Source organism: Fibrella forsythiae (assembly GCF_017353175.1).
Taxonomy (GTDB): domain Bacteria; phylum Bacteroidota; class Bacteroidia; order Cytophagales; family Spirosomataceae; genus Fibrella; species Fibrella forsythiae.
The window spans coordinates 105,097-125,316 of sequence record NZ_JAFMYW010000002.1 but is presented as its reverse complement, the minus strand read 5'-3'; the positions used below and the strand labels follow the sequence as shown (position 1 = coordinate 125,316).

Genomic DNA, 20,220 nt, shown 5'->3' with positions numbered 1-20,220 from the left:
CCCGCTTACTAATTTGCCGGTGCCAGGCCTATCAGCAACCTGGTTTACACTCTATGAAAACGATTATTATCACCGGCGCGGGGCAAGGAATTGGCCGCGCCACGGCTGAATTTCTGCTCAATCACGATTACGCCGTGTCGCTTTGGGAAGCCGACCCCGAAGCCCTTGCCGAGGCTAGCGATGAATTAAGTGCCGCGCATCCCAACGCGCAGTTTGTTCAATGCGACGTATCGGATGAACAGTCGGTACAGCAGGCGATAAAAAAGACAGTGAAGCAGTTTGGCCGTATCGATGCGCTGATCAACAACGCCGCCGTGATGCAGTACAAATCCATCGATGACCTGTCATTTGAAGAATGGAATCGGGCGATCGGCGTGAACCTGTCGGGCCTGTTCCTCTGCGCTAAATACACCGCGCCGCATCTCCGCGAACAACGGGGTACAATCATCAGCCTGTGTTCAACGCGGGCTTTCCAGTCAGAACCTGATACGTTTGGCTACTCAGCCAGTAAAGGCGGGATTTTTGCGCTGACTCATTCGCTGGCCATGAGCCTCGGCCCGCAGGTACGTGCCAACTGCATTAGCCCCGGCTGGATTGATGTATCAGGACTCAAGAAAGGACATCCTGACCCCGAAAAGATACGCCCTGCCGATCACAGTCAGCACCCCGCCGGTCGCGTTGGCCGCCCCGACGATATTGCCCGGATGATCCTGTTCCTGCTCGACGACGCCAACGATTTCATTACCGGCCAAAACTTTGTGGTAGACGGTGGTATGACCCGCAAAATGATCTATGTGTAGCGGGCAACGTACCTGAGCCAACGCTACGGCTGAAACTTGAATTCGACCCGCCGGTTTTGTTCCCGACCAGCCTCCGTTTCGTTGGAAGCCAGGGGGTACGACCCGCCAAAAGCCACGATCGTGAGCCTATGCTCGGCAATTCCTTGTCGGACCAGGTAAAAGCGCACAACCTTGGCCCGGTGTTCCGATAAAGTCAGATTCAGCCGGGGATCACCAATGTTGTCGGTATGGCCAGCAATGGTAAGCCGGATGGTCGTGTCGCGACGCATGGTTGTTGCCAGTTCATTCAGCGCCTCATACGATGAAGGCAGCAGTTGATAATCGCTCTGCGCAAATGCGATCTGTTTTACCACGGGTAAGCTGGTAGTGGCAGTAACGAGTTGTCTAGTCGGTTCACTGACTGATGTCGTTACCGGCGCAGAGAGCGTAGGCACTTGTGCGGTTACCGCCCGGGGCGGCACCGGCTTGACACCGGCGAGGGTTGACTTAGACGCGTCTGATTTGGAGTCGACCGATGATTTTTTAACAGCAACGGGTAGCACTTTTTTCGGAACTACCGCCGGTACAGGCTTTGGTTTAGGTGTAACGGCGGGCGGCAGGGTGGTCTTTTGCGGGGTGCCGTTATACAGGAATTGACCTGATATTTTCTGTTGTGGTGCATTCTCGAACGCGGGCGATTTACCTGCCTCATTCACCAAATTCCAGTTCAACTGTACATACCCACCGTTTTTGGCATTGTAGTACTCAATTTTCAGATCATAAAATTTTCCAGCCTGTAGGGTTACCGACTGTCCGGCCAGTTTCTGTCGGCGGTAGCGCCATTCGTCCATCGCCAACTTGCCATCTACCCATATTCGGATGCCATCATCAACTACCGCCGTGAATTTGTAAGGGCCGGTTACGGGCGCGTATACCTTCCCTGTCCAGCGAACAGAAAACGAGTTAGGGGTTACGCCGGGAGCGGGCAACGTGTAACCATCCCAGCTAAAATCAATCTGTGGGTCGGTACGTACTAACACTTTTCGGTTGAAAGTCGCCCCTGCGTAATACTCACCTACCAGACCATTGCCAGCTGCAGATGCGCTTTTTGCAGCCTGCCCCCAACAAGTAATGACCGATAGCCATCCACCCACCACCAACAGCCCTCGTAACATACCAATAGCGTCATTTAGCCCTGTTTCAATGGATTCAGTTGGGCCTGAAATTCCATAAAGTGAACCGCAATCGTGAGCCATCGGGCTGGTGGAGGAATAGAGTATGTAGGGGTTACAAATAATCTGGTTTACCGTAGCTAAAAAGGTACTTTCACCAGATGTATGTCAGTTTATTGCTACTATCACCGGGTGCACCTATAGATGACGGAGCAAATGAAAAGCCCTACCAGTAACTGATTGATCAGTAAGTCATACCGCCTTTTAGATACTCGATGTGGTGGCTAGGCAACAGTCAACCAGATGTTGTCCTTCTGGCATTCCTGAATCAGCTACACAAGTAACATTCGTGTCGATAGTAGCGATAGAAAGGGTTATTTTTCTTTGATCGATATCCAGATCTCTTCCTCTGATTCCGGGTGATTATTCTTGTACCTATCGCCCAGCACTTCGAAATTTGGTCTGTTGTCTACGACGTAGTCTGAGTTGGGTAGCCACGTTTCGAAAATGTACGTGAAGATAGACTTATCGGTACTCAACCCTTTATAGTCAAAAATGGCATAGAGGCCGCCGGGTAAGACATACGATGCCATACCGTTGGGTACGTTGGCAATGTCGGTGACTTCAACCGCTGCCCACTTCTCAAACTCGTTGGTCGGTTTGAAATTGGTAAAGTACGTCGGTTGATACACCTGCATTGATATCAGATCATTGGTCAGCTTATTTTTCAGTTCGTTACGTCTCGGCATAAATGCACTCCAAAGTTCGCCTGTCCTGTCGTTGACTAAACTCATGGTCATTCGGATGCCAACTACCTTCTTCTCAACTAGTCGTTCAATTCTAGGCTTCATTTCGATCTGGTGATTCCAAGCATTAGTCAGTAGTTATCAGCTCCGGGAAAATCAGGGCGGATCTTTAGGTCGATTCTGTCTGACTGATTTAGCGTTTATCAACTTTCCAGCCATCTACTGGCCTGGAAGTTCCTCCAATGGGGCGGCTAGTCTTCTTGTTAGTACCATAGATAGTGGCTACAAGAGACCGTTCTCCTACAGCTTCGCTACCAAGCTCGTCAGACATATTGAGAAGAGGAACTTTAAGGCGTCCGCTGAAAGGAGCGTTTTCCTGGCCGGCATAGCTCCCAATTCCAGATAGATGAACCGTTCATGCGGCGGCCCCTGACAAAGAGGACCGTACAGAACCAGGTTTCCTTCTTTGTTTCTCTTTGCTGGAAGGGCAATATTGAAGATGAGAGCAGCGGAACCAGCTGTCTGCTTTTGCAGCGTTTCGTATTTGCTCCCGCTCCCTTGTTGTACGCCATAAACGGCACCGACAACGGGCTTTTCAACAATAAGTCTGAACTCAACTATCGATTCGGTCATCTGGTTTTTCAAGAAATTTACGCCATACGATACATTACCACGTAAGCGCATACGATCACTCACTCCGCAGACTGTCAACCGGGTTGGCCACCGCAGCGCGGATGCTTTGGGAAGATACAGTCAGTATGGCAACCAGCAGTGCCAACGTACCTGAACAGGCCACTACCCACCACGGAAAGGCGATGTGTAACACAAAGGTGTTGAGCCACTGATTCATCATCCACCAGGCTGCTGGCATGGCAATCACCACGGCAATACCAACCAGCCGCACCGTCCGTTGCGACAGCAGCCAGACAACACTGCCTATACTAGCGCCCAGCACCTTCCGAATGCCAATCTCGCGGGTACGTTGCCGGATACTGAACAGCGACAAGCCGAAAATACCCGCGCAGGCCAGCAAGACCGTGATCAGGGCCATCCCCGTCAGGAACGTCTGCGACTGCGCCATTACGGTATATACCTGGTTATAATCGTCGCTCAGATACACATACCGGAATGGTTTCCGGGCAGGTATCGCCTGAAACTGTCGCTCCAGATCAGCCAGCAACATTGGAGCAGTGCCGGGCTTTACCCGAATGCTAAGCCAGTTATTGTTTTGTAGCCGAGCCGGCCCACCAGACCAAAAAAGCATTGGCTCTATAGCATGGTGTACACCCCGCTTGTAATAATCACGAAAGACACCCACGATCGTAAAGGGACTACCGCCCCCGTGCGGCTTCAGCACTTTGCCAACCGCTTCGCCTACGGTTTTATAGCCTAGCCTTTGGGCACCCGTTTCATTGACTACTACATTATTAACCGCCGTGTCGGCCGCCAGCAGCGAGCGGCCCGCAAGGAGGGGGATGCCAAACGTAGACAGGTACGTTTCATCAACGGCCTGCTGCTCAAACAGCACATCCCGGTTGGCGGTCAGGTCTGAGTACGTGTTCTTGTTCAGCCAGTATTTACCCGGAATAGTTGCCGTGGCGCTCAGATCCAGCACCGCCGGATTTTGCCGTAATTGGCCAATCAGGTTATCAACGGCGGGCTCAGCACCGGCGGGGTTTCGGTACGAGCGGTCCAGGTCAACCACCACGATATCATCCTGCCTGAATCCGGTCTGCTGATCCCTGATAAAAGCGTTCTGCGTGATCATCACGCCGGTACAGGTGATCATAATGGTAGCCAGGGTGAATTGCACCACTACCAGCGTCGACCGGAACGGGGTACGTTTGTTTACGGTTGTCTTTCCCTGCAAGGCCGTTACTACGTTCTGCCGAATCAGGTAACGGCTCGGCAACCAGCCAGCCAATGTGCCCAGCAACAACACAACACCCGCCAGAAACAGACTGGTACTCAATGGCAACTGCGGCGAAAACATGGTGTCAATATCGAAGAAGTCGATGTAGACGGGGAGTAATGCCTTGAGCAGCAACGTACCCAGTAGTGCCCCGGCCGCGGCGACTAACACGGCTTCCAGCACAAACTGACTTACAATCTGACCAGCCCCGGCACCCAGCGTTGTGCGCAGGGCTACCTCGCCCGAACGGGTCAGCGACAAGGCTGATGACAGGTTCAGAAAGTTAATAGCGACGATGAGCAGGATAAAGGCCGCAATGAATCCCAAACCGTAGATAATGACCGTCAGCAACGCACCCGCGTCTTTCCGAAGGAGTTGGCGAACAGGCAGCAGGGTCAACTTACGATCACGGCCTTCACCCGCGTAATGCGTTGCCACAAACGCCTTCATCGACTGTTCAAACACCACCGGGTCAGCATCTGGCCGCAGCCGCACATACGTTTGGCAATTGCCGTTATACCAGTTCCCGGTAGCAGCCTGATTCGTGGCCAGCAGATCGGCGAACGGGAGCAGCACCTCGGCCCGAATGGCTGAATTGGCCGGGCGGGGGGCCATAACGCCACGAATCACATAGGCGCGGCCGTTATCGAGGGTAACCGTTTTGTTCATCGGATCTTCGCCGGGAAACAGCTTGTCGGCCACTTTCTCCGAAATCACCATCGCGTTGGGATCGGTCAGGGCCGTTCGGGGGTTGCCGAGCTTGAGCGGGAAATGCAATACGGAAAATACGCTGGTGTCAGCGTGGAAAATCGTCTGCTGCTCATCGCGATTCAGGTACGTTATCCAGTTGGTTTGCCAGCTAAACAGCCGTGTACCCGTTTCAACGGCCGGACTCTCGCGCAGCAGCGTAGGCAGCAAGGGCGTGACCGTCGACGTGCCCGGTTCATGGTTGGGCGGCAGGGTTTCGCTAAGGCGATACAGGCGATCTGCGTGGGGGTGTTGGCTATCGAAGCCGTTGATCTGACTAACCTGCCAGTAGATCAGCGTTACGGCGGCCAGACCAACAGCTATACCGCTGACGTTCAATAGCGTATACACCTTATTGCGCCACAGTGAACGCAGCGCAAGGGTCAGGTAGGAATGCAGCATAGGGTCAGGTGTTTTGGCTATATTTGAGGGGTAAAGTACTACTACTATGCACACTATCCAGATAGTTTCATTCCAGCTTCGTTGGTGAATGATGATAGAGCCAATGCACCAATGCGGCACCAACAGATTATTTCCAGACTACATGTAGGCTTGGGAATCCTGTATTATAAAGATCGGACGCTCATCTACGAACCGCTTGCTGAGACGATGCTTGCCGAGGGATATGGCAATCCGTTGCCAGATGTATTGCTCTTCGATCACGCGACAGAACAGACTCGGTTGATCGTTGAAGTATGCCAAACCAATGGACAAAAAAAACGATCTTAAAAAAATAATCCGGTTAATCGAGAACGACGATTACGACGTTCTTGAAGGCCTCGTGTATAACTACCAAGCCAACGAATGGCTACGGTATTGCAAAGGCGATGGTGGTGTGGCAACGGCTACCTCCTTCGCAGAATTGCCGGGGCTGGACCTGGCGCAGTTTTTAAACCTATAAGGCCTCCAAAAGACCTTATAGGTTTAGTTCGTCATTCGCTCCGCAGGCTATCGACCGGGTTGGCCACGGCAGCGCGAACACTCTGAACGCTGATCGTTAGCAGGGCAACGAGCATGGCCCCAACACCCGCCGCTGCGAAGACCCACCACTCGATGGTGATGTGGTAGGCAAAGTCGGCCAGCCATTTATTCATCGCCCACCACGCCAGCGGACTGGCAATCAACACGGCAACGGCAACCAACGCTATCAGTTCACGGCTCAATAAGCCGACAATACCGGCAACACTGGCTCCCAGCACTTTTCGTATGCCAATTTCTTTCGTGCGGGCTTCGACCGTAAACGTCATCAGACCCAGTAAGCCAAGGCAGGCAACCAGCAGGGTGAGCACCGTGAATCCATTGACAAGGGTAGCCAGTTGTTGCTCTTTTTCGTAGAGCTTGTTGTAGGCATCATCCAGGAAATAATAGTCAAAGGGAGCGGGAGGGTTAGCCTGTTCATACAAGAGTTTAAGCTGCCCCAGCGCCACAGGTACGTCCTGATTCCCATTCAGCTTGACCAGCAAATAACCGCCATTCCCAACTACGGCCCGGCTGGTATCACTCACCACCGAAAGCATCACCGGCGACTGTTCGCGTTTCAACCCGAAAAGTTTAAAGTCTGCCGTAACGCCTTGCAGACCCTGATTATTAAACCCGAATGGGTCGGGATGCGGCACTACGCGAACCGTTTCGCTTGCCTCTTTCATCGCCTGTTTATTATATACTTGCAGTTCCTTCGTAATGGCTTTGTCGTTCCAACCAACGGGCGGCACACTCCAGCCAATTCCGAGCGTTTTAAAAAACGACTTATCGACCGTCAACACGTTGACCATCGACTGCTTTTTGGTCTTTTTCACCGTCAAAAAATAGGTAGCCACAAACGGGGTAAACAGGCGCGTATTGGTAGCGGCCACATGGTCGGCACCAGTCCACTGGCGAACCGCATCGCGGAACGCCGCATACTGCGGAGCCATCTCTTTATCAATCGCAATAGCTACGACCTTCGCCCGGTCGAGGCCAATATTTTTTGTCCGCAGGAAGCGCATCTGCGCGAAAAAGATCAGACTGCACATCAGCAAACCAGCCGACGCCGCAAACTGACCTGTAGTGAGCACGCGCCGCATACTCACTCCCCGCTTGCCGCCCGAAACGGTGCTTTTAAGCGCATCCTGCGGTCGAAAACCTGACAGCAAAAAGGCGGGATAACTACCGGCCAGCAGCGAGCAGCCAAGCCACAGGCCAGCGAGTAACAGCCAGTAGCTGGCGTCGTCGAAAACACGACCATCCATACGGATACCTAGCAGCTGATTTATCCACGGAAACAACATCGCCAGCAGGCCAAGCCCTAGCCCAACGGCCAGCGTAGTCGTCAGAAACGATTCGGTATAGAATTGCGTAACCAGCTCGCGACGGTGCCCACCGATGGCTTTCCGAACGCCCACTTCACGGGCACGTTGCGTGGCGCGTGCGGTTGTCAGGCTGACGTAATTGGTGGTGGCTAAGACCAGAATCAGTAAGGCAATCCCCAGGAAGATGTACAGGTTCTGGCGTGTGTCGGGCGAAACCGAATGACTGTGCAGATGAAGTTCAGGCAGTGCTTCGAGCAGGAAAGACGCTTTGGCGTCCATGAATTTCACGCCTTTATTCACCGACTTCAGCTTTTCAGCAGTTTTAGCCTCATCTGTTCCAGATCGTAGTACCAGATAAGTGTCCAGGAAACCGGCATACTCCCAACTCTGCTTTTTTTGATCGCCCAGTGTAGGCATAGATGCCAGCGATACCAGGGCATCAAACTGGAAAATGGTGCTGGTGGGCAAATTGGAAAACACACCGCTGACTATTAGCGGATAATTCTTGTCGTACGTAATTGTTTTGCCTACCGGGTTTTGGCTACCAAACAGTTTCTCGGCCAACGGCTTTGTCAGCACAATCTTCCCCGGCTCGGTCAGGGCCGTTCGTGGGTCACCCTCGGCCAGACTGAAGCCCATGACGCTCAGCAGCGACGGATCGGCAAAGCCCACGTTGGCCGGTTTCTGCCTATGGTCAGCATCAGCCTGTACCCATACTGGACCCATTCCTGCCGAAAAACGCACGATCTGCTCCACCTCGGGCAGTTGCCGTTTTGCCTCCCGACCAAACGACTCGTGCATGTTGGTCATGGTCACTTCCTGCCCGTCGTACTTCGACACAGACAGCGCCCGGTAGGTACGTTCGGCCAGTGGATGAAACCGGTCATAATGAAACTCGTGCCAGACATATAGTCCAATATACGCGCTGACAGCCAGCCCTACGGCTAGACCGCCGATGTTCAGGGCCGAATACAGCCGGTTACGCCCTAGTTGGCGCAAAGCGAGAATAAGGTAGGTACGTAGCATAATCGATGAGTTTATAGTACCGAAATGGTCCGCCGCAGCTCCAGCTTCGGTAGTCAAGGTTAGTTTTACACCACCGAAGCTGGAGCTGCGGCGCTACAGAATCACTCACTTCGCAAGCTATCGACGGGGTTGGCGATGGCGGCGCGGATGCTTTGGAAGGCCACCGTGGCCAGGGCGATAATCAGGGCTAGCGCAGCAGCACCGGCAAAGAGCCACCATGTCAGGTCGATCTGGTACGCGTAGTTATTGAGCCATTGCTTCATGCCCCAGCCTGCCAGCGGTGTGGCAACAACGATGGCAATGCCTACCAGCCCCACGAATTCGCGGCTGAGTAAGGCCACCACGCTGGCTACCGATGCGCCCAGCACCTTCCGAATGCCAATTTCTTTAGTCCGCTGAAAAGCCGTCAGTGTTGCCAGCCCGAATAGGCCGAGGCACGAAATCAGAATAGCGACGGCCGTAGCGAGGTTGACAATTCGCGACAGGGTTCGTTCTTCCTGATACAGGTGTTGCATAGAGTCATCATAGAACTCGTACTTGAACGCATCATCCGGGTACGCTTTTTTCCAGGCCTGTTCCATGGCGGCCAACGTACCTGGCCAGTCGGCGGGGTTGGTTGACGCGAGCTTGATGTTGAACGTATTGTTAGTACGGGTTTCGGTCATTAGGGCCACCGGGTTAATCTTCCGCGAAATACCCAGCGTATTAAAGTCCCTTACGACACCTACCACCGGATACGGCTTTTTACCTTCATACAGCACCTTGCCAATAGCCTGCTGAGGCGTTCCAAGGTCGAAAGTCTTCAGGGCCGTTTCGTTGATGACCCATTCGCGGGCGGTATCGGATGGGTACAGGTTGCGACCTGCCAGCAACTTCATGGCATACAGGTTCAACCAGGTTGTATCAATATGTTTTCGCTGAATGGAAGCCAGAATCTCCTGCCCTTTCCGGCCCTTGATTCGGGCTTCGCCGGTAGAATAGGAACCCGTCAGCGGAGCATCGCCGAGGCTCACCGCTGCTACGCCGGGAAGCTCCCGATAGGCCTCGCGGAGGGGTAGATGCCGGGTGCGTAACGGCGAATTCACGTTCCAGACATATTTCATCGGTGCTTTCACCAGCACTACAGCCTGCCGGGCAAATCCCAGCTCTTTGGTGAAGGCAAACCGTAGCTGTTGCCCCACAATTATGGCCCCGACAATGAACACATGGGCAATAATGAATTGAAAGACAATCAGGCTTTTCCGCAACGTGATCCGTCCGGAGTGACCCGCCAGCATACCGTTTTTGCCTGATCGCAACACCTTTGCAGCCTGTAGGCGGGTAATGAGCCAGGCAGGGTACAGACCCGCCAATGCACTGACAAGCAAGAGTAAGGCAAGCAGAAACAAAACCAGTTGCCCTACATTCAGGTAGTCAATGGTGCCCTCGGGAATCTGGTCGTGGAATGACTGCATAAATAGGCCCGACAGTGGCCAGGCCACAAGCAACGCCAGCGCGGTAACCAGGGTTGTCTCGCCCAGAAACTGTGACATCAACGCGGCTCGACTGCTACCAAGCGCCTTTCGCACGCCAATCTCGCGGGCTCGTTGCGGCACCTGCGCCGTACTCAGATTCACGTAGTTGACCACCGCCAGTGTAAGCACAAACAGCGCCAGTCCCATCAGACTCAGCAGCCGTTTTTTGTCAGCCCGACCCTCATAATCAGGGTTGAAATGAATGTCGGCTAAAGGTTGGAAGACCACTTTCTGATTCATATCGCTGACACCCCATTTCCGAAACAGCGGGGCCGCATTGGCCCGTGTCAGCCGGGTTACCTGTTCGTTGAGGCTTGCCACCTTGACGTTGGGCTGCAACAGCACATACAGCCAGTTGTCGGAGTTGATGCTACCCCATTCTTCAGGGTCTGAATAGGTCTTGTCGCCCACCAGAGCGATAAATTCTTTTCCATCGAAATCAGTTGGGTACGTCAGGTCAGCAATAACGCCCGCCACAACGGTGCGGGTAGTGTCGTTGAATCCGTAGTACGTAAGTTGCTGCCCGATAGCCTGCCGGGGCGTTAGCCGGGGAAAATACTGCTGTACCCGGCTTTGGGTCAGCACCACCCTCCCCGGTTCGGTGAGGGCATTGGCCGGATCGCCAGCCAGCCAGGTGTAGGGCACAAGCTTAAAATAATCAGTGGTTGTTCGACAGACGTGGCCAACGGCGTCGATACGAACTGGCTTTGCGGTCGGTACGGCAGCGGCCACGTCAACCGATGATTCATACAGTTTCTGGAACGGCACGGTCAGCTCAACGCCTGCAGCTTTCGTTTGTATGGCACCTGCCAGCGGTTTGGGTACGCCTACATGGCCTGTCTCCTTTCCGTCGATGTCGAGGCGACTCACCACCCGATAGAGCCTGTCGCCGTTGGGGTGGTTCCGGTCGAAACTGAACTCGAAGCTAACGAGCTGAAAAATCACCCAGCAGGCGCTGAGCCCGATAGCGAGACCCAACACATTGAGGCTCGTGTAAAGCCGGTTTCGCCACAACTGACGGATGGCAAGCGTGAGGTAAGAACGGAGCATAACAAGGGGGGTTTCCTTTACCTTCGTCAAGGGTCATGCCACGGCCAAAAAACTGCTTTTCCGGGCAGCAAACGCCGTTTTTCTACAGGTACGTTGTCCGAAACTGGACAGATCTCCGTCCGAATCAGTACGGCGGTCAACGGGCTTCTCGAGGTTGCGGTACCAGGTTATTTGCGAAGCAATCTATCATACATTTCCCCGATCACCCCGACATTACGCCCGGTCACCTAAACTTTTTAGTCAGGTAAATACATCTAAGTAGCTACCATCCGAGTATGTAAACGATCCATGCATTGGCAGCAAAAGCTACCAGCCAACGCATGGCTGACGTATCTACTACACACCCATTAACTGGCTTATGGTGCTTCTGAAGCACTACTTAACATGCGTAACCCGTCTCTTTTCTTTGTTCTGACGTACCTGCCCATTACCGCACTAGCGCAACACCAATTGCCTCCCCCACCCCGCGCCGACCTCATCATACTGGATATGCAACCCGGCAGGCAGGTCGACATATCATCGGCACCGGGCATTCGGCGATACAGGGGGAACGTCAGGCTACGCCAACAGACTATGGTGCTCTTTTGCGACCGGGCCATTCACCAGCTGGCAACAAATACAGTTAGCGCCGCCGGTCATGTACTGCTTGTACAGAATGACTCGCTTACGGTAAAAGGCGATTCACTATTTTACGATGCACCAACCCAACAGGCAGTGCTGACCGGACACGTTTTACTGCAGAATGGCCGGTCGGTGCTGACAGCGTCGCAGCTTTATTACAATCTGCTGACCGGCACCGCCCAGTATACAGGCAAAGGGCGTTTGGCCAATGGCCGCAGTATTCTGACAGTTACCGACGGTTTCTACGACCTCCACACGAAACAGTTGGCTGCTGCCATGACCAGCAGGGAATTGCCCCGCAGCCACGTACCTGACCAGCCAGTTCCTGTGCAGGGAATTAGTGCCCGGATAGCCCCACAACAACCGGAAGCAGAAAGGCCGGTTCGCCTGACGATGAGCCCACAACCGAACAACATCGTAACAAAGCCGGAATCCGTAGGTACGTATAAACGGCAGGTACGTGTGTCAGAACGGCCACTCGAAACGGCAACTGGTGCCCGCGAACCAGCCCCCGACGAAAGCGATCTGGAGCATATCCTCAACCGCAAAAAACGCGCTTTTTAGCTTTACCAACCCATATCAACATGAGACGTATCCTCTTCTCCCTCCTCTTTATCGGCTCTACGCTGACTAGCTTTGCCCAACAAGCAAAGTCGCTCACACAGGCTATCCAATATGTTAAACTGGCTATCACACTGCGTGAAGTAGACAAGTCCGACGAGTCGATTGCGTTGTTGAAACGCGCTATGCCCGCCACAAAGAACAGTTTGTACTGGCAGGCGATTGCCAACGAAGTGATGGGACTTTCCTACAACGACCTGAACGATCATACCACGGCACTGCGCTATCTGGAATTGGCACGTACCCAGTATGCGAAACTCAAATATGTAGCCAGTGCCTGGGGCGTCAATGAGATCATTCGGAACATTTCGGGTAAGAACCTGTACGCCGGCATTCAGATTGGGGCGTCGGATATTAAACTGGCGATTTTCAAGACACAGTATGAAAGTGATTTTTACGAAAAAGACATTCGCTCGATCATCGATATTCCTGACGTTACGCTGGTAGCCGACGCCTCAAATTCGCTTCAGAAAGGACGTGTTGCCCTGAAAGAATGCCTGGACTCGATCCGGCGGTATAACATTCCCAATGAGCGGGTATTCATCGTGTTCAGCAGCGATGTTCGGAATGGAAAACCAATCGACAGGAACCGCCTCTACGACCAGTTGGCCGCGATATTGCCCAACGGCACCAACCTGCGCATCGACACCACCATCAGCGCCTCCCGGGAAGCTGAATTATTTACTATCGGCGCTATTCCACGCAAAGTATGGCCCACGACCTCGGCACTCAACATTGGTGGCAGCGGCGTAATGGGTGGTTATTTCGATACCAACAAGAAGTTTCATTACGTCAACTTCCCAACGGGCGTCAACACCCTGGTTGACCAGATTGACCCGAAACGGTCGTTGAGCATTGATGCATTCAAACGGGACGCCCAGCGAGCCGCGTCCGGACTGGCCGACAAGAACCTGACGCCCGATCTGCCAGGCATTCAACAGCGCCGGACGGTGGGCGTGGGCGGGGCCATTGCGCAGGCGGTGGTAACGTACCTGCACCCCGAAAAGGCCATGACCACGGCGGTTCCGATTAGCCAGGCCGACATTGCGCAGTTTAAGAACCTGGTGATGACGGATTTTTCAGCCCTGACAAAACCGAACCTGAACGAGATAGCTGACCCCACGATCCGCGATAAAGCCGCTCGGGAGATTGGCCAGATTCAGAATCAGCTGAATCAGAAGCAGCTGATCGCGGGCATTTTATTGCTGGAAGCAACAATGAACGGCTACAACAGCAAAGGAGGTCAGAAGCGTTTTGTCTTCATTCGCGACGCCGACATTGGCTGGGTAACGGGCAAATTCCTGGAAACGATCAACTACGAATACGAGTCGACTATTGCCAAAGGGTCGTTATACACGCGATAGGCACCGGATTTAGGTTTGATTCTACACACCGAACCCACTACTGTGAATTCAGCCGGTAGCGGGTTCGGTATTGTTGGTATAAGCTGCTTTGCCGTACTGGTCGCTGACGCGTCATCAGCAAAACATCAGGCAGCGCCATCTATGCCAACTGTCGCAGGCGGCGCTGCTTGATCAGGTCTTCGCGACGGACAAAAGTGATCGGCACAAACTCGTCGGTTGGTGCGCCGATGTAGTAGAGCGCCCAATCCTGATCGTAGCTGGCCAGCAATTGCTGAATGCACTCAACGCGATCGAATGTAGGCACCACACAGTCGCTCCAGTAAAATAGCTCGACGCGATAATGCAGGGCCTGTTTCTGCCCGTTGATGGTTACGTCAATCTCGATGTCCTGCTTGCCAGGTACGTTCGGAATAGGGATAGCGATGTGCGCCATGGTCGTAGAAGTTTAGTCAGTATAAAAGGGATTTATAAGGTTGTTGAGGCCGTTTTTTGTCATCCCGACGGAAGGAGGGGTGACAAAAAAACGGCCGTTCATTTGACAGTGATCACATTCTTCTCGCCAGCCTTGACCGTGAACGGCGTTTGCGTCTGTAGCACACCATTCTGCCAGTATTTCAGCTTGTAATCGCCGGGTTCGAGCGGGAGGTCAATGGGGAAGATGGAGGTCTTTTCTTTATCCGAATGCTGCGAACGGGAATACGCATAGCCAGTGCCTGAAATCTCAAGCTTCATCCGGTCGGTGCAGGACGGGCAAACCAGGCGGACCGTTTCAACGCCGGGTGCCAAACCGGGTGGTGTCGGCGCTGTCATTGCACCCGCTGGTGGCGTGGGTGGCGTGAGCAGCGCCTGGGGCGGCGGTGTACTGCTAAGGCCGAGCGAGTCGAGCACATGGTTTTTCAAGGCATCTTTCTGCGCTTTGGTCAGGCCCGCTACGTTGAATGTTCGGCTATAGCGAAGCTGTTCACCATCCGCCCGGTCGGCCTGTATCTGAATAGACAATGCATCTTTCCCATTGTCGTTGATTGACGTGTTAACGTTCCGATAGCTTGTCTGTTGGGCCATTGCCAACGTACCTGACAACAGTGCTAAAAGCGTGAATATCGTTTTCATAGTCAGTTGATTTAAAACCCCTTAACTGCACTCATCTGAGCCGCCCGTTGTGTCTGGTAAACGATAATTAACAGCGTCATCAGCAGCGCAATGACGCCCAGTGACAGAATAAGTAACCACCGTATTTCGTGGATCGATACAGGGATGTGCTGCGCCCGAAACGCCTGAAAAGTTAGCCATTCTTTTTGCAGCTGATTCATGCCCGACACATCAAACGACTGGTCAACATGCACGGGTTGCCCGTTCTGAATGCCATCAATGCGAATAGACAGCGTTTTCTCGTCATCCGAAATCTGTTTCCGAATCGAATTCGGCGCGTGCTGAGCCCTGCATACTACACTGAGGCAGAGCAAAAAGCCAATGAGAACGTACTTCATGTGTGAGTTTAGTTTTATTCCGATCGTAACGACGTCACCGGATTCATCAACGCTGCTTTGATCGACTGAAAACTTACTGTCAGCAGCGCTACAACCAGGGTCGTCACGCCCGAAAGGACAAAAATCCACCAGGGGATATCGATGCGGTAGGCGAAGTCGGCCAGCCAGTTGCTCATTCCTACCCAGGCCAGGGGCGAGGCAATCAGGATCGCAATAACCACGAGTTTCAGGAAGTCTTTCGAGAGCAACGACACGATGCTTCCCACACTGGCTCCCAGTACTTTCCGAATACCAATTTCCTTGGTGCGTTGCTGAATCGAAATCAGTGCAATGGAGAACAGGCCCATACACGACAGCAGAATGGCAATTCCAGCCGCCGCCGAGAAAATGGTGGACAGCCGTCGTTCTTTCCTGTACCAGCGATCGGTGTTTTCGTCAAGAAACGAACCGATAAATTCCTGCTTTGGCGCAACCGTTTTCCAGGCACGCTTGATAGTTTCCATGGCACCGGTCAGGTTCTGGGGGTTCACCCGAACCAGAATATACTGAATCGGCGCGGCTGCCTGCATTTGCAGCGCAATAGGCTTGGCTTCCTGATGCAGTGAATACAGGTTGAAGTCATTGACGACACCGACGATCTGATAGGTTTTATTATCAGGCTTGATGAACTTACCAACCGGATTCGCTTCGCCCAGGGCTTTAGCCATGCTCTGCGTAATCAGTACCGACGAGCTCGAATCGGTGCTGTAGGCCGGGCTGAAGTCTCGCCCCTGAAGGAGCTTGATTCCCATTGTTTTCAGGTAGTCGGTGTCGATCCGGAGCCAGTCGCAGGTAATGTCCCGTTTGCCGTAGAGGAAGCCGAACATCATCCGCGACGAACTTCCGTCCAGCCCCGCACCGATGTTGACGCCCGAACCCGATACGGCGGCAATGGCTGGCTGACTGGCCAGCCGGTCGCGCATGGCTTTCAGCGCTGTACTACCGTTCAACTCGTTACCAACCGGAATACTGACTACCTGTTCCTTGTCTAGGCCCATTGGCTTCTGCTGCAGGTAATTGATCTGCTGCCGAACAATCATCGTACAGACAATCAGCAGGCATGCAATCGTAAACTGCGTTATAATAAGCGAGTTACGAAGTACACCCGGTTTGCTCATGGTCACGTTGCCTTTCAACACCTCCACTGCGTTGAAACGTGTCATAAACCAGGAAGGGTACCCACCGGCGATCAGCGTAATCAGCAGGAAGCTCAGGCTCGTGAACAGCAGGACCGTCGGTTTCAGGAAATCGTTCAACGCCAGATAACTTCTAAAGAGTTTATTGAACGTGGGTAAGGTTAGATACGCCAGCCCCAGCCCGATCAGTAGCGCACCCGCGCACAGCAATACCGTTTCGCCCCATATCTGGCCAAACAACTGGAGACGTTGCGCGCCAAGCGATTTCCGAACGCCCACCTCCCGCGCCCGGGTAAGCGACTGGGCAATAGTCAGGTTAATGAAATTGATACAGGCAATGGCCAGAATAAACAGGCCGACCAGCAGCAGAGTATACACATACGCCCGGCTAATACCACTACCGTGGGTTGTAACGGTGTCGAAATGCAGATCGCGGATAGGCGCCAGCAGCAGGCTCCGCTGAAAGCCCAGCTCATTTTTCGGATACCCCTGCTCCTGCCGGTCTTTGATGTCTTTCGCAAAGTATTTATCCATAAACGCCTGCGCCCGGCGTTGCAGCATTTGCGGGTCTGTCCCGGCTTTTACCTGCACAAACACGTCATGATTTCCGTGATCCCACCGTGTTTTAAATTCTTGGTAATCGGCGGCATTGTCGCTGCGAATGATCGCGTCGAACTCAATCGATGAGTTTTTAGGCGCATCGTTCAACACGCCCGTCACCGTAAACTCCTGCCAGCGGTCGTTCATACGAAGCTGGAGCGGTTTACCGATCGGGTCTTCCTTGCCGAAAACATCGGCAGCCATGTTGGCGCTGATCACGATATCACTCAGGCTATTCATCGCCGTTTTAGCGCTGCCTTTCTGAAGCGGGAATGTGAACATGGTCAGAAAGTCCGGATCGGCCATCCTGACATCTTTGTTGTATGTCTGATCGTTGTGCCGTACGCTCGCACTCCGGTCAAACCAGCGCGTAACGCCTTCTATCTCCGGGAAATCGGCCTTGAGCGCAGGCGAAATCGGGTACGGCATGGTACTTCCCCGATCAACAGTTCCATCGCGATTGGTCGACAGAAAGTTCAGATGAAAGATGCGATCAGCATTTGTATGAAAATTATCGTACGATAGCTCGAAGGTGGCCGTCAGAAACAACAGCACACAAGTGCCGAAGGCTACGGATAGACCGATCGTGTTGATCAGCGTATAGGTACGGTTCTTCCAGAGTGTTCGGAAGGCGATTTTGAGATAGTTTTTTAGCATAGGGCTGGGGGCGCGGGGCTGGGGTAGCTGACGCGAGAACATTACTCCACGCCCTGAGCCCCAAGCCTTACGCATTTCATTCTGATCGTAAAGACATTACTGGATTAGCTAACGCTGCACGGTAGGTACGTAATCCGATGGTGAGACTACCGAGCAGTAGCAACACACCGACGCAGAGGCCCAGCGTTTCAAAGCCGATGGATACGTGGTAGGCAAACGAGAACAGGAAAGCGTAACCACTCAGGTAGCCCAGCGGCAGCGCAATGGCGGCGGCGATGACCAGGAGCTTGACAAAATCGCGCGATAATAGCCAGACCAGCTGGCTTACTTCGGCCCCCATCACTTTCCGCACACCAATCTCTTTCACGCGGGTTTGGGTGGTGTAGGTCACCATGCCCAGCAGCCCCAGACAGCCGATGGAAAAGGCCAGCCCGATGAGTAAGCCCATAAAGTCGGCATCGTCGGCGTGGGTGTGCCGGGCTTCCAGAAAGTCGTCGTACCACTGCCCTTCGAAGGGGTCGAAGGGCCGGAGCCGTTTCCATACCTGCTTCACCTCGGCCATAACTTTTTCTTCCGCACCCGCCGCTACGCTCAGCGTCACGTACCGAAACTGACTGGGTACGTTGTGTAAAAGCAAGGGTTTTACGGCTATGGCAAACGTGGTGAATCGAAAATCTTTCACGACGCCCACCACCTGTACATCGGTGCTGTCGTTGAGCCAAAGCACCTGACCAACCGCGTCGCGGGACGTACCCAGCCTGAAAGCCTTTACTGCCTCTTCGTTGATCAATACCTGCCGGCCGGTGGTATCGGCCACCGCGGCCGCCATATTCTGCCCGGCTACCAACGTCAGGCCCATGTTCGGCACAAACTGCTCACTAACCGACCAGACAAAAGCCGGTGACGTGTTCTGCCCGGTACGTGTTCGTTTAATTGTCTGATAGTTACCGTGCGAACCGAATAGTTCAGACGTAGCCGAGACACGTTCTATCCCCGACAGTCGGTTCAACTCGTTCATCAGGCGGGGCGCAGGTACGTCGTTGATCGGCACGTTCAGCATGCGTTCGCGCCGGAATCCGTAATCGCCCGTGGCCATGTAGTCCATCTGGCGCACCATCGTCAGCAGGCCGATCATGGCAACCAGCGAAACGACGAATTGAACGACGATCAGTGATTTGCGAAGCGACAGCCCGCGAATGATGCGTAACCCCGAGTGGCTGCGAAGTACCTGCGCCGGTTCAAAGCCCGACAACACCCGCGCCGGTACGATACCAGCCAGCAGGCCAGCCACGATGCTGAACAGGGCGAAGATGGCCCAGATTGTCCAGTCCCAGCGAACGCCGCCAATAAGCCATTGTTGCACAAACGCCATCGGTTTCACCAGTTCCAGCATCAGAAAGGCCAGACTCAGCGCCAGTAGCGACAGCACCACCGATTCGGCCATAAATTGCCCCAATAACTGCCAGCGAACCGCGCCGGACACTTTCCGGATACCTACTTCACGGGCGCGGCTCAGTGAACGGGCCAGCGTGAGATTCACGTAGTTGAAGGCGGCCAGCAACAAGGTGATCAAACCGATGCCAAACTCTGCGAGCAAACCGGGAACCTGGGGCTCGTAGGTGCCATACATCATCTCGCCCCGCGCCGGAGACAGTCGACTCAGTTGTTGGGTACGGAAGCTGTAGCCTTTTATGTCGGCAAAGCGAAGCCCACGGGTGGCCCGGCTCACCACCGAAGGCAGTACGATATCGAGCGCTTCGGCCGGTGTGCCGGGTTTCAGCATCACGTAGGTGTAGCCCGTATGATACTGCTGCCACTCGGAGACAGCAGCCCGATTTTTGACCCCGTATGAGGTAGCGGAAAATAGCAGGTCGAACACCAGATGCGACTTGGTTGGCAACTCGGCCAGTACGCCCGTAACGGTGAAGTTTCCCAATTCCTGATGCTGCAACGTCTGCCCGATGGGGTTGGCTGTACCAAAGAACTTCCGGGCCATCGCCTGCGTCAGCACAACGGTATTTGGCTCTGTGGCCGGGCGCCCCTGGGCGAGGGGGAAACTGAAAATGCGGAAGAAGCCGGGGTCAACGGCGAAGCCCATCGTAGACAGTCGCTTATGATTACCCAGAAACTCGTCATACGACCTGACCACGTAGGAAGCTTCGTCAATAAACCCATATTGTTGTTTCAACGTAGCCCCAAGCGGCTTAGGTGTGGTGGCAAACGGCGCTTTGTCATTAGTCAGCGAAACCACATCGGAAATGATCCGGTAGGTACGTTCGCGGCTCTGGTGGAACGCGTCATAGTCGAACGCACCTTTGATGTGTGCGATGGCCAGCATGCAGACGGTCAGCCCCGACGCCAGTCCGAAGACGTTGATGAACGAGAAGAGCTTGTGTTTCCACAAGTTGCGCAGGGCGATTTTGATGTAGTTCGTGAGCATAAGATTGGGGGGAAGGAGGAA

14 protein-coding genes and 1 pseudogene are annotated in these 20,220 nt (G+C 53.7%); 4 read left to right on the top strand and 11 right to left on the bottom strand.

Annotation, left to right across the window (positions count from 1 at the left end; genetic code table 11):
* Nucleotides 1-53: 53 nt before the first annotated feature.
* Nucleotides 54-800 carry an SDR family oxidoreductase gene (locus J2I46_RS06635; protein ID WP_207328236.1) on the top strand — a complete coding sequence of 249 codons (747 nt, stop codon included), beginning with the start codon at nt 54-56 and terminating at the stop codon, nt 798-800.
* A 23-nt stretch (nt 801-823) separates the two neighbouring features.
* Here J2I46_RS06635 and J2I46_RS06630 read toward each other — a convergent pair whose 3' ends face one another.
* The 4 genes and pseudogenes from J2I46_RS06630 to J2I46_RS06615 form a co-directional block, all read right to left on the bottom strand.
* Entirely contained in the window at nt 824-2,035 is a 1,212-nt protein-coding gene (locus J2I46_RS06630) for a PA14 domain-containing protein (protein WP_207328235.1), read from the bottom strand.
* 290 nt (nt 2,036-2,325) lie between these two features.
* Nucleotides 2,326-2,802: a GyrI-like domain-containing protein gene (locus tag J2I46_RS06625; protein WP_207328234.1), complete on the bottom strand. Its 477-nt coding sequence runs from the start codon at nt 2,800-2,802 to the stop codon at nt 2,326-2,328.
* Between the two features lie 88 nt (nt 2,803-2,890).
* Nucleotides 2,891-3,330 (bottom strand): annotated as a pseudogene (locus J2I46_RS06620) (DUF5990 family protein).
* A gap of 55 nt (nt 3,331-3,385) precedes the next feature.
* A complete protein-coding gene (locus tag J2I46_RS06615) occupies nt 3,386-5,758 on the bottom strand; it encodes an ABC transporter permease (RefSeq protein ID WP_207328232.1) in 2,373 nt (790 codons plus the stop codon).
* 304 nt (nt 5,759-6,062) lie between these two features.
* On the opposite strand from J2I46_RS06615, the gene J2I46_RS33325 reads away from it, so the two are divergent.
* Nucleotides 6,063-6,257 carry a hypothetical protein gene (locus J2I46_RS33325; protein ID WP_310588997.1) on the top strand — a complete coding sequence of 65 codons (195 nt, stop codon included), beginning with the start codon at nt 6,063-6,065 and terminating at the stop codon, nt 6,255-6,257.
* A gap of 31 nt (nt 6,258-6,288) precedes the next feature.
* Here the strand turns inward: J2I46_RS33325 and J2I46_RS06605 are convergent, their stop codons facing one another.
* Together J2I46_RS06605 and J2I46_RS06600 are read right to left on the bottom strand one after the other, a co-directional pair.
* The gene (locus tag J2I46_RS06605; protein ID WP_207328231.1) at nt 6,289-8,670 is read right to left on the bottom strand and encodes an FtsX-like permease family protein; all 2,382 of its coding nucleotides are present in this window, start codon (nt 8,668-8,670) and stop codon (nt 6,289-6,291) included.
* Nucleotides 8,671-8,771: 101 nt separating this feature from the next.
* Complete coding sequence (locus tag J2I46_RS06600) at nt 8,772-11,234, bottom strand: ABC transporter permease (RefSeq protein ID WP_207328230.1); 2,463 nt, start codon at nt 11,232-11,234, stop codon at nt 8,772-8,774.
* A 384-nt stretch (nt 11,235-11,618) separates the two neighbouring features.
* Here J2I46_RS06600 and J2I46_RS06595 point away from each other — a divergent pair, with 384 nt between their 5' ends.
* Both J2I46_RS06595 and J2I46_RS06590 read left to right on the top strand, forming a co-directional pair.
* Nucleotides 11,619-12,419 carry an OstA-like protein gene (locus J2I46_RS06595; RefSeq protein ID WP_207328227.1) on the top strand — a complete coding sequence of 267 codons (801 nt, stop codon included), beginning with the start codon at nt 11,619-11,621 and terminating at the stop codon, nt 12,417-12,419.
* Nucleotides 12,420-12,439: 20 nt separating this feature from the next.
* On the top strand, nt 12,440-13,840 hold the full coding sequence (locus J2I46_RS06590; RefSeq protein ID WP_207328225.1) for a tetratricopeptide repeat protein: 1,401 nt from the start codon (nt 12,440-12,442) through the stop codon (nt 13,838-13,840).
* A gap of 139 nt (nt 13,841-13,979) precedes the next feature.
* On the opposite strand, the gene J2I46_RS06585 is transcribed toward J2I46_RS06590, so the two are convergent.
* The 5 genes from J2I46_RS06585 to J2I46_RS06565 all read right to left on the bottom strand — a co-directional run bounded on the left by J2I46_RS06585 (nt 13,980) and on the right by J2I46_RS06565 (nt 20,199).
* On the bottom strand, nt 13,980-14,273 hold the full coding sequence (locus J2I46_RS06585; RefSeq protein ID WP_207328223.1) for a hypothetical protein: 294 nt from the start codon (nt 14,271-14,273) through the stop codon (nt 13,980-13,982).
* Nucleotides 14,274-14,371: 98 nt separating this feature from the next.
* Complete coding sequence (locus J2I46_RS06580; RefSeq protein ID WP_229379638.1) at nt 14,372-14,950, bottom strand: hypothetical protein; 579 nt, start codon at nt 14,948-14,950, stop codon at nt 14,372-14,374.
* A gap of 11 nt (nt 14,951-14,961) precedes the next feature.
* Entirely contained in the window at nt 14,962-15,327 is a 366-nt protein-coding gene (locus J2I46_RS06575) for a hypothetical protein (RefSeq protein ID WP_207328221.1), read from the bottom strand.
* 14 nt (nt 15,328-15,341) lie between these two features.
* Nucleotides 15,342-17,759 (bottom strand): ABC transporter permease, encoded by a 2,418-nt coding sequence (locus J2I46_RS06570; protein ID WP_207328219.1) that lies wholly within the window; start codon nt 17,757-17,759, stop codon nt 15,342-15,344.
* Between the two features lie 76 nt (nt 17,760-17,835).
* On the bottom strand, nt 17,836-20,199 hold the full coding sequence (locus J2I46_RS06565; RefSeq protein WP_207328217.1) for an ABC transporter permease: 2,364 nt from the start codon (nt 20,197-20,199) through the stop codon (nt 17,836-17,838).
* Nucleotides 20,200-20,220: the final 21 nt, after the last annotated feature.